Genomic DNA, 15,125 nt, shown 5'->3' on the forward strand with positions numbered 1-15,125 from the left:
TAATTATTGTACCATTTTTGGATTTCTTTTTCTAACAATCACTAATAATCCGATCCCTAATACTAACAATAATCCACTTGCTAACAACCAATTAAAAATATTAGTTGCAGTGTCTGGTAAACCAATACCGCCATTTGATTTTCCACCAGCAGCTACAGCTTGGCCTTGGTCTTCATCATCAGCAGCTAATACACCATAAGTTGAGAAGTGGTCAACTGTTGTAGTTACGACACCATCGCTAACGTCACCACCAATAAGCTCCCAGTTATTTGTTGCTTCATTATAATAATAAATCGCTACATTTTCCGCATTTTCGTCATAGCCCATGATTAATTGGAATTCACCAGTATAATCTTCAAAACCTTCAGGGAAAGTAAATTCGAAAGTGTATACATCACCTGCAACTTTAAGCTCCTCTAAGTTTTGAGGCTGTGCTTTTTCGACAACTAAAGTAGTCCCTTCCGGTAAGTCGCTCGGTAAAATAACTTTAGTCGGTGAACCAGCAATAGAGATTACTATATCTGCAACTACTTCTATTTCTTCACCTACTACAACTTCCATTTCTTTCGTTTCATTACCTGATTCATTGTTATCCTCATTTTCACCATCAGGGGTTTCTGTTCCTTCGCCATCGCCATCACTATCTTGTTCAGATCCATCTCCAGGAGATTCTTCATCATCTCCTGGATCCTCTCCTTCTGGCTTTTCTGGTTTTTTACCAGGCTCTTCTTCAGACCCATCACCCGGTTCTTTATCTGAATCCTCATCTGGGTCTTTACCTGGTTCTTCTATAGGATCTAATGCATATGGATCCCAGCCTTTTAATACATTTTGTACAGTCCAGTCGGCAGCCTGTTCATCTGTTAATTGGCGGCGTGAATCATTTATTACAGCCCCTGGTCCCTCATTTTTATATTCATACAAACGTGCATCCTCTGGTTGTAAGCCACTCATCGATGTCCAGCCTTCTGGTTTGATATGCTCACCTAATTTACTTTCCATGATGACAACACTTCCAATTGCATCTGGATTTCCACCAGCAGGCCATGGTCTTCCTAAATATACTGTTTCTGCAGGCGCATCACTTGTGAATTTACTATCGATAAATAACATGCCGTATTCATCTGAAAGTAACGTACTGGCTGCCGTCACATATCCGTTGTTAGAGTCTGATCCTCTATCCAATGAATGAATAATGGAGTCTTCTATGACGATACGTGCCCCTCCAAAAATGAAGTCAACATCCCCTTCAATATAGACATCCCCATAATATTGGGTACCAGAATGAGTATATAACGTATCTTGATTCCCGATAAAACGGACATCATTGAAATATTGACGATCACCGCTAGCATAGACTGCTACAGCTTGTTGCCCTTCTACATCAGCACTTTCATCAAATGAATTTTCTAATGTTAAATTTTCGACACGGAGATCATCTGCTCGTAAATAAACACTGGCACTGCCACTTGTTCCAAGCGTTCCACCTACACCATTATCACGACCAGCATAATTATCATACGTAATAACCGTGTCGTTTTTACTTTCACCTAACAATGTAATAAACGGCTTATTCGTTGGAATGGTGACAACTTCTTTATACGTACCATCTTTCACAAAAATGGTAACAGGATTATGATTATTTTCAGGAACAGCGTCAATAGCAGCTTGAACGGTTTCATAATCGCCTGAACCATCCTGTGCAACAACTAAATGACTTTCAATATCATTCATTTGCTTGGTTTGCCCTTCCAATATTTTTATATCACCTTGAGCTAATGTCCTATCATTTACATCAACAGAGTTGGTACCTATTACTTGAACAAATACTTTGTCGGTATAATCACCGGTCGTTTGCATGATTTCTAATAGCTGAGTTGCCCAGTGACCTCCCCAGGAATAACCGTCTCTTCTCTCGGCTTCTATTTCCATAATGTCACGTTTAATCACACCGTCACGGCCAGAGAAAATCGGTTCATTTGTTTCTAAATCGTAGAAACGGTACCATGCAGTGGAATTCGGATCTTCTACAAAATATTCATTATTAGGATCACCGCTGACATATCTTGTATTTTCTAATTTTACTTCGTCAAACCATTCTAACGCCGCCAATACGGCTTCATTAACTTCCTCAGTCTCTGGACGAGTCATTAAATAACGAATAATTCCGACTGACTCTGATCCTGAAATAGATGGATGTTCATATGAACGCGCCTCTCTTGGTTCATACGTATACGGATCATGCTGTGCACACCAAGCAGTTAATTTACCATCTACTTCTATCTGGGCGTTTAAAATATATTCAACCCCTAAATCTATTGATTCCTTCGATTTTGTAACGTACTCTTCACTGATCAGATCATCATCAAATGGATAACGTTGTTCTGCAATTAAATCCAATAATTCTAATACATTAATCATCGCTTCATCATTGAAGGTTACATAGTCAGAGTAGTTACCTCTTTCCGGATAAACCTGTGCAAAACCACCTGTTTCATACTGCAGCTTGAATAGGAAATCCAAACCTTTTTCAATACTTTCTTTATATTTTGGATCTTTTGTTTCCTGATACACCTCTGCTAAAAACTGAAGCTCTGAAATGGTCGCATCATTATCGATCGTGCCCAATTCCACGCCATCATTTACCCACTCTGATCGTGATTCTTCTCCATCCCATGGGCGAGTATAAATGTGTGGCCAGTTTTTCGTCCAACCACCGTGTTCCATTTGCCAGGTTAATAGATTATCTGCTTCTTCTATAGCAGAATCTAAATTACCGGAGAATCTTGTTTCCTCAAATTCGACTGGGTACTCGGCATACTCATTCCATTCGTCTAAACTGTGCATCACGATAACGGTTTGACCAAATTTATTGGTTGCCTTAGCTGCCTTATCAATATTCAGCTTCGCAAAACCTGGTGCTAACAATTCCAACCTTCTTGTCGGAACAACTACCTCAAGGTCAGTATACGAAAATTCTTCAAAGTATCCGTTTAATGTTACTACAGCTAAATTGTTTGAAACAGCATGTACACCAGCAATTGCGACTGATTCACTTGCATTCTCTGCTTCTAATAATGCTGCTAAATCTCTTGCTTCGCCCCAAGATAATGTTTCACTTGAAGACTCAGCTGTTTGTTCAGAAACTGCTTCTATAATTTGTACTGCTTCTTCACCTGTAATTGTCTCATCCGGATTCACCTTACTATCACTTACTAAGTGATCTGCATAGCCTAACGCCTCAGCAGTTTCAAGCACATAGGAATACCACTCTTCAGTTGACGTTTCCCAAACAGTTTCCTTCTTAGTCAGGCCTTTGAACTGTTCCTCATGCACATAGCCTAAAGCTTGATTCACTAAAGAAAAAAATTCAATTCTTGTAATCGCTTCTTCATTCGACGGAAGTTCATCAACTACGATGCCTAATTCTTTCAACTTTTTCAATTCGACACCACTAACCACTTCTTCGAGTTCAGCGGGATCAACTTCAACCGGGCTATCATTACCAGCATCAGATTTATTATGCACACGCAGGTGGTCAATATTTGCTCCACCGCTTGGGCCTACTCCGGTAGCTCGAATGGTATTTTCACCAGCTACAAGCTGAGCTTTCGTAGATGTATACTCCCAATTTGCCCAATCACCAGTCGGGTCAAAAGCAAGTTCTTCTTCTACTACTTCACCATTGACTTTAATTTCTGCTGGGCGTTGATCTGTACCACCATGTCCATAGCGGAAGTCTATGAAATACTCTCCTTCCACAGGAACGTTGACAGTCCACTCAACCCAGCTTCCAGGCGCGTTAGGGCTGTAATCGATAAAACCATCTCCGGTAAATCCGGCATGTTTATTATCAATTATCACCGTGTCTTCTTCTAACTCCGCATCTTCTGCTTCATAAATTTCATCATACTCCATTAAAACGCTTAAGTGGTCAATGTTCGCTCCACCACTTGAACCAACTCCAGTTGCGCGAATAACATTCTCACCTTCTGTTAATTGTGCTTTTGTTGAAGTGTATTCCCATGCTGTCCAATCACCAGTTGGATCAAAAGGTAATTCTTCTTCTACGACCTCACCATTAACTTCAACTTTTGCAGGGCGAAGGTCCGTACCACCATGAGCATATCGAAAATCTAATGTATACTCACCATCTGCAGGTACATCCACTACCCATTCAATCCAGCCACCTGGAGCATTCGGAACATAATCAACAAAGCCTGTACCGGTAAAACCAGCGTGCTTGTTATCAATAATCGCATCGTTCAAATTTGCCTCTTCTGCTTCATAAATATATTCACCAACAGGTTCTGCTGGTTCTTCCGGTTCCTGTGGCTCTTCTTCTTCTGGCTCCTGATAAAGACTACCTGAAATTTTCAAATCGTCAATATAGTGTCCATCAGTTCCACTGTTAGGAGTGAAACTTTCCACAAAATTAACTTTTTCTGCCGATTGATTAAGAGGGGCTTCTTCATGCACTAACTCATCATCAATATAGACATTGGCATGCTGCTCGTCTAAGTTAATTTCAACCGTTACTTTATACCACGTCTCTTCTTCTACTTCCACTAACTGATGATAATTATCACCTGTACGATACGTAATGAAACCATCTTTTGTTTCAATAATAACCGGTGTACTGTCACCTTTAATTCTCATGACTTTGGTTGAGCTAGTATAGTTTGGCTGCATAAATAACATTTCAAATGTCGCTACACCACCAAGGTCTTCCACCGATTTGCTTAAAATAACATTTGTAGCATCACTTGTATCATCAAGGAAAACACTTTTATTTTCTTCAGACGGTACATCTGCTACGGTTACGGTTCCTCCACTTTCTGAGACTGTTAGATCTGATGGTGCCTCTCCGACAACATCATCATTGAAGTCTGTTTCAAAAACAAAATCAGCTTCAGGTTTTTCTGGTGGTAGTTCTACTTCCTCTAATTGTGAAATACGAAGATCATCGATATAATGTCCCAATGCTTTACTTCCAGGAGTAAATGATTCCATATAATTGATTTTGGATGCATCCTCGTAAAATGCTGCCCCTTCTACTTTTAACTCATCATTGACATAAGCATCGACTGTTTTTCCTGTTAAATCTACTTCAATTTTTAGGTCGTACCATTCATTTTCTTGCACTTCTACTAAATTCTCATAGGAATTATCGCTGTTTCGATAACCGATATAGCCATCATTTGTTTCGATAATGACAGAGGTACCGTCACCTTTAAGGCGCATCACCTTTGTTGAACTTGTATACTCTGGTTGCATAAATTTCATTTCGATTGTTACCTGATTGTCCAAGTCCTCCATTGATTTAGAGATTGACACATCGTCACTTTCACTTGTGTCATTCAGGTATACACTTTTATTATCTGCATCAGGTAATTCTTCCACAGTAACTGCTCCACCATCTTCAGATACATCGAGATTTGCTGGCGTTTGCCCCGTTTCATCATCATTAAAATCTTCTTCAAAAATAACAACGTTGTTAAAATCTGACTCAGCTTTTACCAGTGTCACTGGCATCGTAGAAAAAATAGTAGTAAACAGTAAGATAAAAATGAGAAATACGTTGACTGCTCGTTTACCATTCATTAGATAATCTCCCTTCTCTTAAATAGTTAAGATAAAAACAGTATAGTTTCCCTCCTTCCCAGTTATGCTTGATTACGAAATTGCTTAGGTGTTACATGGTGATATTTCTTAAAGCATCTAATAAAGTTAGATGCTGTTGAAAAACCAATTCGGGAAGCTATTTCTGCAATAGGCATGTTCGTTTCCATCAATAATTTCTTCGCTTCATACATTCTTCTTTGCAATATATAATGATGAATCGTCATACCAAACTCTTTTTTAAAAAAGTGACACAAGTAATACTTATTAAAGTGCAACTTTTCTGCAAGATCCTCTAATTGCCAGTTGGTATGCCAAATTCTATTAATCTCCTTTAAAATTCTTTCTTGTGTAAGCACCGGATTGGAATCCGAAATATGGAAAGTTCGATCTATTGAAGTATGTATTGCTCGACTGAAAAAAAGTAGTAATTCTGATACATAAAGAATTAATGCATGTTGATGCTGCCATTTATCCGGAGACATCTCTTCTTGTAATAGTTGACGAATAATATGGTAAAAATCTTCATACCCTCGTTCTTCTATCTCCAAAAAGCAATGTGATGTAGGCTGTTGATTTAATAAGTGCTTAAATTCTTGAAAAATAGGCTGTTCATAGCAAAATAAATGATCAGTAAACATGATCATCACTCGGTCATATGCCTGATTATCTGGTAATCTCACTTTATGCAACTCTGAACTGTTAAACAAAAGTACATGACCTTTCTTTAAATGAAACACTTTTTCTTCAAAAATAAACTGTGCTTCCCCACTTCTCACCCACACGACTTCATATCCTGGATGGGAGTGAAAGTCTTTTGGTGTCTTATTATCCACTTTATGTTGGATGGTGAATGCAGGCACGTCTACTTGTTTTTTCTCTGATTCTAGTTTTTCTATTAACACCCAATCACCTCCGTTATGTATAGAAAACGTTTTCATTTTGTATTATAGCATAGTTTTCCCAATCTCCAATAATGAAATATTGTTGAAATAATATTCCTATATTGCTATAGGTGGAATGGCCAGAAATTATGTCTAGCCATTCTCTTGATAGGATGTGTCTTTCTGTCTTTGCAGATACCAATGCTGAAAGGTCTGGGCAAAATCCAGCGGTACATCATTGATTGTTTCGATTCGCGTAGGTGTAGAACGATTCATCGTTGAAATAGAAACGAGCTTGAAAATTCTCTGTAGTATCGATTGCGAATAACTCATTTCGATGACACGTCTCCTTTTAGTAATAAACATTCTACTAGTTAAGCCACCATGCCACCATTGTAATTGGTCATCCGAGATCAAATATTTTGTATGGAGATAATCTAGAATTCTATTCGCAATAACGATCAGTAATAAAAGCAGTGACAATAACCACCACGCTGCATCGATTTGAAAAATAGTTGGCTTGAAATAAAATAGACCAGCAGTTACCACTATCCAAAACCAACTCGGTTTTATTAATTTCATATATAAAGAAGTCTTTGTTAATCGATTCATAGATTCCTCTACATGGTAGTCTGGTAATAGTGCTTCCATTAATTGATAGGCTCGTTTAATCGGCAGAAAAGGATATAACGAATTAACACTAACTGCATAATCTTCTGATTGAGGACTGGCAGAACTGATTAGCTTCACTTCCGCTAATCCGAAAATGCGTTTTAGTAATTTTTGCTCGATTTCCAACCCTTGTATTCTTTGTTTTTCTATTGCAAAGTGTGTCTCATCTAATAAACCTCTCTCAATGTAAATATGGGTAGCACTAGATGAAATGCGATATTTCCCATAGCGAGAAAATGTTCTGACAATACCAATGATTATCGCAATTACAACCGCAATGATACTTAACATGATAATCAACCATCTGCTATTAATGATTTGATATAATACACCTTGATATTGATCCGAATCAGGTAATAACGGCTCGATAAAATCATACATCCCCGTTACAATCGGTATAATCGCTAAAAAACTCAAAGAAGTAAAGCTTGCTTTGAGCAAATCCTGATTGGTAGGCTCAAAATGTATAACATGATCTGTTTCCACTTTATTTTCAGCTTCATTCACTTCTTCCTCGTGTTGATCTTGTTCTTTCTTTTCCAGCTTGGGCACTTGACTTTCCTCTACATTGACTAATTCCAATAAAAAGGCAGCATGTTGTTTCGACACCACTTGAAAGGTAATTGCATCGTCATCACCATCCATCGCTGTTTCAAATGTAAGGGACGTCAGACCAAATAGTTTGTGAAAAAGAGTAGTATGTCTTGTTACATTTTGAATTTTTGAAAAAGGAATCGTGCTTGTATGTTTGACAAAAAGACCTTTCTTGATCTGAAAGGTGCGCTCCTCCCATTCATACGTTTCTACAAACCAACTACCCACAATATAAATCACCCGTAACAAAACACCGACAATAAATACATAACGACCATATTCTAACAACCAAAAATCAGAATCTCTTTTCACAACAAATAATAGAATCCCTAGTATTAAACCATTTTTTATCAATTGATAAATTCGATATAAGATAATTAAAGGATGATATCTCATCATTCATCCACTTCCTTTAGCTTAGCAAGTTCAGCAATTCTCGCACGTAATTCTAGAGCCACTTGTTCTTCTAAGGCAGGAATAACGTGTGAAGACCCCATTGTCTCGACTTTAATCGAACGCATCTGATATGCCCGCATAATGGGTCCTTGGCTAGTAGATACAGATTGAATTTTGGACATTGGAACGGTAACCCATTCTTTTGTTAATACACCATATCTTAATTGAAGATATTCAATATCTATCTGATAACGCCAACTTCGATAGAGATAATGAGGCTCAATGAACGACCAGATAGTACCAACAACAGCAATTAGGAGAAGACCTATCAATATCCAGTTAGCCCACGCTGGCCAGTCAAAGTAATAACCTAACCAAAATAATACTGCCAACACGATAAATCCAATGATATTACTGATCGTTTCAGATATTATTCGGGCTTTAGGAAACTTAGATGATAAACGATGTTCTAATTCATTCACACTGCAACATCCTTTGTTTTCATTTTCGGTTTGGACTTGAACGAAAGATAAACTACTATTTTCAACAGCCTTTCTAGCGGACCTTGTTTAAAGCGGGCCATATACCATATACTAAAAAACACTTGTAATATGAAAATGGCAATGCCTAGAAAAATAGCAAACCACACTCCCAAACGAGCAAATAATCCTATCCCATAGCCATAAAAAATAAAAGTACAGATTACCGTCTGTAGGATATAATTAGTAAGTGATAGTTTCCCGACCTGTTCAAACGCATAAACGATTACATTCTTTTGATAAACCACATACAAATAGGCAAACAAGAAAATATACCCTACAGCCAAAACAATTCCCCCAACCTCACTAAAAGCGATCATTTCTGAGAAATAAGGTGTGATCTTCAACAATAAACCAATCGGTATCAGATAGAGAAAGGCTTGTTTATATCGTTCTTTATTTATTTCAAAATGTTGAAGCCATTCTTTTTTGCCTGCATATATTCCAAACAGAAAAATCGGCAGCAATACGACTGGAGTTATCAATAAAAAGAATAAAGCTTCGGTATCTCCTAGATCTAACGGATCTTTATTATTACGATGTTGCGTTATTTCATGGTAGGTCCCACTTTGATAAATAGGTAATGTCTCATTCAAGTAACTGTTTATAGTAGATTCACTATAAAGCTCAAATCCATCTTCTGAACTGCCCGCAAAACTACCTAGAAACAACAGTCCAAAAAAAATAATAAACCAGATAAAAATGGTTTTAACCTTCCGTTTTACAAAGAACAATAGTAGAATCCCTATTAATCCGTAAGCTAATAAGATATCGCCTTCCCACAAAAAATAGCTATGTAAGATACCGAAAACCATCAACATAATAAACCTTCGAAACAAATACCTTTTTATTGGTAAACCCCTATCTTCTAATTTGTTCACCATTAATACTAGGGAATATCCAAAAATGAAAGCAAAGATCGGCATGAATGAGCCTTCAATCAATATATGGATAATATGATAGCCAAACATATCAAATGGCGTTAAATGAAAAAAGGTAATTTCATCTTTTCCATATATGCCATACTGAAAGATTAGTAGATTGGCTAGTAAAATTCCTAATAAACTAAACCCTCTTATAGCATCAATCAGTGAAATCCTCTGTGAATTAATCATTCTTCTAACTCCTTTTATTCTAATCCATATTTTCTCATTCAACTATATCGAAGTCTTTTTGTAATTTCAATGAATTTTTATTGTTTTTCGATAAAATTTTATTGTATAATAAATGATATATCCTAAAATTCGAGGTGAGTATCATGAATAGTAAACTTTTATTTAAAGTGGCGTACTTGATATGCCGGGTTTTATTCATCCTGATCATTCCTATTGCTTTATATGGTGTTTTATATCATATTGCATACATATTTTTCCCGAATTCCAGTTTCGCAGCGTCCTTCGGCAATTTCGAACCCATTTATAGTTATTTAACCATTGAATTTGAAAGACAGCCTGATATCTTTATGCAAGCTGACCTTAGAATATTATCTTTTATTAGCGAAGTCTCGTTGTTTATACTGGTTTTAGGTATTTTACGAATGGTAGATAAGCTGTTTCAAAATGTATATAAAAATAGTTTATTCATGAAAGAGAATGTCAATCTTTTTTATAGAATTGGAATATTGATTCTCAGTTTAGGAACTATTTTCTTTTATATCGATGGTCTAATTTTTGATAAAACCATTGAAGGATTAAACATCACCAATGCTTCAATTGAATTTTCCAATTTGTCATACATTGATACGATTATTAGTGGTATTGCTTTCCTTTTAATTGGGGCTGCATTAAAGGTTGCTGTTAAAGCAGTGGAAGAGAATAAATATACAATTTAAAGTGGGCGATTCAATGATTAGAATAAGATTAGATGTGATCATGGCAGAACGAAAAATGTCTTTAAATGAATTATCAGATAAAGTGAAGATTACCCCCGCTAACCTTTCTATACTCAAAAACGAAAAAGGCAAAGCCATTCGTTTCAGTACGTTAGATGCTTTATGTAAAGCACTAGAATGTCAACCAGGTGATTTATTGGAATATATAGATGAGTAATCCTTTCTGTTGTATGGATTATTTCCTTAAAGTAAAAAAAGATGATTCCCCTTTTAATAACAGGAATCATCTTTTTTATAAAACAGGGTAATTTTAAAATTAAGGTCTGCTAGTTTGAGTCGGCAGCGTATCCCCAAAACTAGTATCTATTGTTTCAATAGATCCATCGGCAATTGCTGTAGTTGTGGCCTCCAAGGTAAGTACCGTTTGCTTCTTCAAATATCCATTACTCTTCTGCCCAAGGGCTGACCCAGGATTATAATGATCTGACATTCCGCGCAACTCATAGCTCAACAACGAGTATACACATGGGTATAATGTGGCGTGCCACGTCATGCCCCTCTTTTTTGATTTTCCCAAATCAATGATAATTACACGTTCCAACCAATTAACATGATCTTGTAGCTAAAAATAAAGTTTGATCAAAAATACTTAAAAGCACGTATTATATCGTGAGCGGATTAGTCCTTTTTTTGCTTTCTTTTTTCCATTTCTTCTAATTCATTCAACTCCATCGTATGATAAAGAAATATGTCGATCATTAAAATTTATCCATATTGAGCATTCATTAAACATTTTTTATTCTGTTACAACTTCATAACCTTGACTTTCTAGCACTTCAATCGACTTTTCTAGACTGACACCATTGCCAGTATTTCCTTCTGTTATAGCACCTGTTAATTCTGCAATCTGATCAGGGTCTGCTTTTTCAAAGTTTACTTTTGTTGACTCAATTACTTGATCATCATGATATTCAATGTTATGTGATACACCTTCTATCCCTTCATAATCTATAACAAACTTTCCTAGAACGGCTTCGGCTTCTTCTTGGTTAGATACACCTAGTGTATCATAAGTTAGAACATTTTCCGACGTTTGTTCAATAACCTTGTCACCTTCCGCAGAATAAACAATTTTAGATGTAGACCCACCTTTTTCTAGTAGAAGTGTTACCGTTTCTCCTTTATCATCGGGACTACAAGCAGTTAGTGTAATAACGATAAGTAGTGTAAGACAAAACATCAGCCATTTTTTCATTTGTTCTCTTCCTCTCATTTAATGTTTGGTAAAATATTACACACATATATACCATAATACTCAGAACGTCTACATATAGCAATAATTTCCATACCATTTTTAGGGGATTTTCCTGTTCTTATGGTTTAGAATAACTTTTATGCTTTTCCGTGGCTTAAAACAACAGAGAATTAAGGAATGAGTAAGACCTTGACTCTCTCCTGAAAAAAGATAGAATGTACTAAACAAGCACTCATATTTTTTCATTAATAAACCATTTTCTGTGTTGCTAGAAGGCTCTCAGTTGCATTTTCTTTTAAAGAGATGAATAATCTCCCCTATCTCAATGCATTTCACAATCTTGTAAAAACTACTCCACATCATATGATCCTGAATGAATAAAATGCATTCTTTTTTGAAGATATTTTTCAAAGGATGTAACTTTTTATTGTTTATCAACTCTACTTCATCCACGTGATTCTTAGGCTTGAATCTTGAAGTGGAGGTCTTAGCACCATGATAAAAAATCGCCATGATCTCTTCGATCACGACGATTTTTGTTTAATTTAATTATTGGATATTCTTCTGTTGTCTGATAACAACAATGGCCATTCCAATCAATAAAAGACTTCCGCCAATTACTAAGAGTGTATACATATTCGTAGCTGTATCTGGTAAGCTATTGTTGCTATTTTCTATTGAAAATGAAGTTGCTTGTTCTTCGTCATCAGCGCCCTCTTCTTCAACAGTCGAAGTATTATTATCTTCATCTGTTTCTCCTGTTTCATCTTTTCCATCTGTTATATCTTCATTCCCAATTTCTTTTCCCTCTTCATGCTCAGCTATTGCCACTGAGTCCAATACCGTAAATACACTGAAATGATCTGTCTCAGCGGAGATCCAATCATCGATCAGTGTTCCTCCAACTGGATCCCATTTTTCGTCTTGTTCATTCCAATGATAAATGGATGCTGCTTCATTTGCTTCCGGTAATTTAAAAGATAGTGTGACTGGTGTTTCAAAGTTAGTAACAGCTTGATCAGCTTGCATAAATTGCAGATGGTAAATATCTGTTAGTGCAAATTCACTATACTCGTACTGGTCCTGATCTAATTTTTGGACCAACAGGGAAACAGGCGCGTCACCGGTAAATGATCTGGCATCAAACGTTACAACAATTTCTCCTTGCTCCACCGTAACGGTAATCTCTTTTTCCTTTAATTGCTGTACTTGCTCCTCTGTAAAGCTAATTTCACGCAGTTCTGAATCTACCTCAGGAACAATAAGGTTCAACGTAGCATTTTCATCTAAATCGGCAATATCTGTTTGAACAGCAAACTCGTTATCAGATCGTTGCAATTCTTCACTCATACTCGCAGATAGTCTTTTCACATAAATAGTATAATTCGAAACAGATCCATCTTCTGCAACAACTTCTATGCTAATTTCATTGTTACCTTCCTCTAAAGCAACAGGTTCCGATGGATCTTCTCCGTTGACAAGAACATATGCATCAACTGATTGTGTCATAGCTGAAATTTGGATTTCTTCCTTATCATGTGGTACTTCTAACTCGTATTCTAATTGTTCTGGTGAAAATTCAGGGTTAAACTCACCAGGATCTACTGTTAATTCACTTAATGCAGCATTAGAAGATTGGCCAAATTCATAAGCTGCAATAGTACCACTCACTTCATGTGCTGCTAATAAAATTGGCTTCCTGGTTGGGCTATTTTCTGCTTGAATAAAAGTTAAACCTTCAGGTGCAACATCACCACTTGCTGACGTTACATCTAGATCAAGTCCTTGAAATACTCTGGACGAAAAATAACTATCAAAACTAGGTGAAGTTGGGTTGGTAATATCATAAACCATGATACCGCCTTGTCGTTCTAATCCTGTAAAGGCATAGGTTGTTCCATTTACTTCCCCTGTTATCACGCTTTCGGGTTCGACACCTTTATCATCACTTCTTGATTCAAAAGTGTCTTCATCATTGTTGCTATGGAAATACTCTGGTTCAAATGCTGCAATTTTTTCTTCAAACTCTGATCCACTGTCATAAACTAATTCTAATGTTTCTGCATCCCATATAGAGAAGGAACGTCCTCCATAAGCATAGATTGCTTCATATTTTCCTTCTTCATTTGTCGGATGAGAAGTCGAAGTCTTCAATCTTCCTAATTGCTCATCATCAAATAGGCCTTCCTCGACCATTTTGTCCAATTCTTCTTGATCATACCCTTGATAAAGGTCTGCATTTAATTGATAATCGTCCACTAGTTTCTTTACGCGTTTTTCCTCTGAGAAACCATCCCAATCTTGGGCATCTCCTTCATTTGCTGTTAACAAATAATTTTTACCATTGATCTCTACTAAATCCATTCCGTCCGGTTGATAGATCGATAATACCGGCCAATTTCGGATATTGATCTCATCATCTTTATCTGATGCGTCCAGTTTGTTTTCAGCTATTGAAAAGTCCTTATACCCTAAACTTTTCACCGTAAGAAATTGACCTGATTGGATGTCCAATTTTGCAATCGCATTTGCTTCCTGCAGTACAATATAGCCATATTGACTTGCATCATCAACAACAATATACTCCGGTTCCAGATCTTCTGCATAAGTACTGTCATAATGTACTTTTCTGACATCTTCCTCTATTATCTCATCTGTAAAAGTTGCCGTAGCTGCTGTTAGATTGTCACCTTCGTTTACGCCATTAGAAACATCAATGATCGATACGGAGCCTTCCGGATTTACTGCATAATCTTCACTAGGCTCCCCTTCATTCGCTACTAATACTTGGCTACCGTTAGGTGTAACAGTAACCATATCCGGTAACGCACCAACTTCAACGGTGGTTAATACATTTCCCTCTGCAGACATGAAAACAACATTGCCATTTTCGACTTTGTTTTCAGCTGGTACAGTAATAGCGATAAAACTGCTGTCCGGGGCAATGGCTACACTTGTTAAATCTCCAGCATTCACACCAAAATCACTTAGCTGAATCTTTTTCACCAATGGAATTTCTGTCTGGCCATCAGCCAGTCCAGATAAATCAATAATGTCTAATGTACTATCAGATCCATTCACAGAGTAGGCTAAATATGTATTCGGATCATATGCAATGATTTCGGTTCCCCCATCATCAATTGGAGCTTGGCTTGAATAGCGGCCTAACCATTTAACAGCCAATGAATCTTCACTTTCTGCATAATATGTTACATCCGATGATGCGGTTGTCATGATGGGATTTACTGATAAAAGAAAAGATAGAAATAAAATAGCAATCGCAAATTTCTTCATCATTCCACTCCTTTTTCCATATTCTTCTGCCATTCTAC

The 15,125-nt window shown here is 36.9% G+C and carries 9 protein-coding genes and 1 pseudogene; 2 read left to right on the forward strand and 8 right to left on the reverse strand.

Annotation, left to right across the window (positions count from 1 at the left end):
- Positions 1-3: 3 nt before the first annotated feature.
- The 5 genes from pelA to GI584_RS18160 all read right to left on the reverse strand — a co-directional run bounded on the left by pelA (position 4) and on the right by GI584_RS18160 (position 9,822).
- A complete protein-coding gene (gene pelA, locus GI584_RS24090; protein WP_228552270.1) occupies positions 4-5,604 on the reverse strand; it encodes a pectate lyase in 5,601 nt (1,866 codons plus the stop codon).
- A 62-nt stretch (positions 5,605-5,666) separates the two neighbouring features.
- On the reverse strand, positions 5,667-6,527 hold the full coding sequence (locus GI584_RS18145) for an AraC family transcriptional regulator (RefSeq protein ID WP_194842032.1): 861 nt from the start codon (positions 6,525-6,527) through the stop codon (positions 5,667-5,669).
- Between the two features lie 132 nt (positions 6,528-6,659).
- The gene (locus GI584_RS18150; protein ID WP_153792098.1) at positions 6,660-8,171 is read right to left on the reverse strand and encodes a PH domain-containing protein; all 1,512 of its coding nucleotides are present in this window, start codon (positions 8,169-8,171) and stop codon (positions 6,660-6,662) included.
- Positions 8,168-8,650, reverse strand: a complete 483-nt coding sequence (locus tag GI584_RS18155; RefSeq protein ID WP_153792099.1) for a PH domain-containing protein — start codon at positions 8,648-8,650, stop codon at positions 8,168-8,170. The genes GI584_RS18150 and GI584_RS18155 overlap by 4 nt, the downstream gene beginning before the upstream one ends.
- Entirely contained in the window at positions 8,647-9,822 is a 1,176-nt protein-coding gene (locus GI584_RS18160; protein ID WP_100359375.1) for a DUF418 domain-containing protein, read from the reverse strand. Before GI584_RS18160 ends, GI584_RS18155 begins: the two co-directional genes overlap by 4 nt.
- Before the next feature lie 143 nt (positions 9,823-9,965).
- Here GI584_RS18160 and GI584_RS18165 point away from each other — a divergent pair, with 143 nt between their 5' ends.
- Positions 9,966-10,538 carry a DUF2975 domain-containing protein gene (locus GI584_RS18165; RefSeq protein WP_153792100.1) on the forward strand — a complete coding sequence of 191 codons (573 nt, stop codon included), beginning with the start codon at positions 9,966-9,968 and terminating at the stop codon, positions 10,536-10,538.
- Positions 10,539-10,551: 13 nt separating this feature from the next.
- Entirely contained in the window at positions 10,552-10,755 is a 204-nt protein-coding gene (locus GI584_RS18170; protein ID WP_100359373.1) for a helix-turn-helix domain-containing protein, read from the forward strand.
- A gap of 99 nt (positions 10,756-10,854) precedes the next feature.
- On the opposite strand, the pseudogene GI584_RS24095 reads toward GI584_RS18170, so the two are convergent.
- From GI584_RS24095 to GI584_RS18180, 3 genes and pseudogenes are all read right to left on the reverse strand, one after another.
- Positions 10,855-11,049: pseudogene (locus GI584_RS24095) on the reverse strand (carboxypeptidase); the annotation flags it as partial.
- 285 nt (positions 11,050-11,334) lie between these two features.
- Positions 11,335-11,793, reverse strand: a complete 459-nt coding sequence (locus tag GI584_RS18175) for a YehR family lipoprotein (protein WP_157801834.1) — start codon at positions 11,791-11,793, stop codon at positions 11,335-11,337.
- A gap of 549 nt (positions 11,794-12,342) precedes the next feature.
- Positions 12,343-15,087: a choice-of-anchor I family protein gene (locus GI584_RS18180; RefSeq protein ID WP_194842033.1), complete on the reverse strand. Its 2,745-nt coding sequence runs from the start codon at positions 15,085-15,087 to the stop codon at positions 12,343-12,345.
- Positions 15,088-15,125 lie beyond the last annotated feature (38 nt).

The organism is Gracilibacillus salitolerans (assembly GCF_009650095.1).
GTDB classification, from domain to species: domain Bacteria; phylum Bacillota; class Bacilli; order Bacillales; family Amphibacillaceae; genus Gracilibacillus; species Gracilibacillus salitolerans.

Bases quoted from the DNA above. Each gene is read 5' to 3' on its own strand.
- pelA (WP_228552270.1), bottom strand. From the start codon at position 5,604: ATGAATGGTAAACGAGCAGTCAACGTATTTCTCATTTTTATCTTACTG.
- GI584_RS18150 (WP_153792098.1), bottom strand. From the start codon at position 8,171: ATGATGAGATATCATCCTTTAATTATCTTATATCGAATTTATCAATTG.
- GI584_RS18160 (WP_100359375.1), bottom strand. From the start codon at position 9,822: ATGATTAATTCACAGAGGATTTCACTGATTGATGCTATAAGAGGGTTT.
- GI584_RS18165 (WP_153792100.1), top strand. From the start codon at position 9,966: ATGAATAGTAAACTTTTATTTAAAGTGGCGTACTTGATATGCCGGGTT.
- GI584_RS18170 (WP_100359373.1), top strand. From the start codon at position 10,552: ATGATTAGAATAAGATTAGATGTGATCATGGCAGAACGAAAAATGTCT.
- GI584_RS18175 (WP_157801834.1), bottom strand. From the start codon at position 11,793: ATGAAAAAATGGCTGATGTTTTGTCTTACACTACTTATCGTTATTACA.
- GI584_RS18180 (WP_194842033.1), bottom strand. From the start codon at position 15,087: ATGAAGAAATTTGCGATTGCTATTTTATTTCTATCTTTTCTTTTATCA.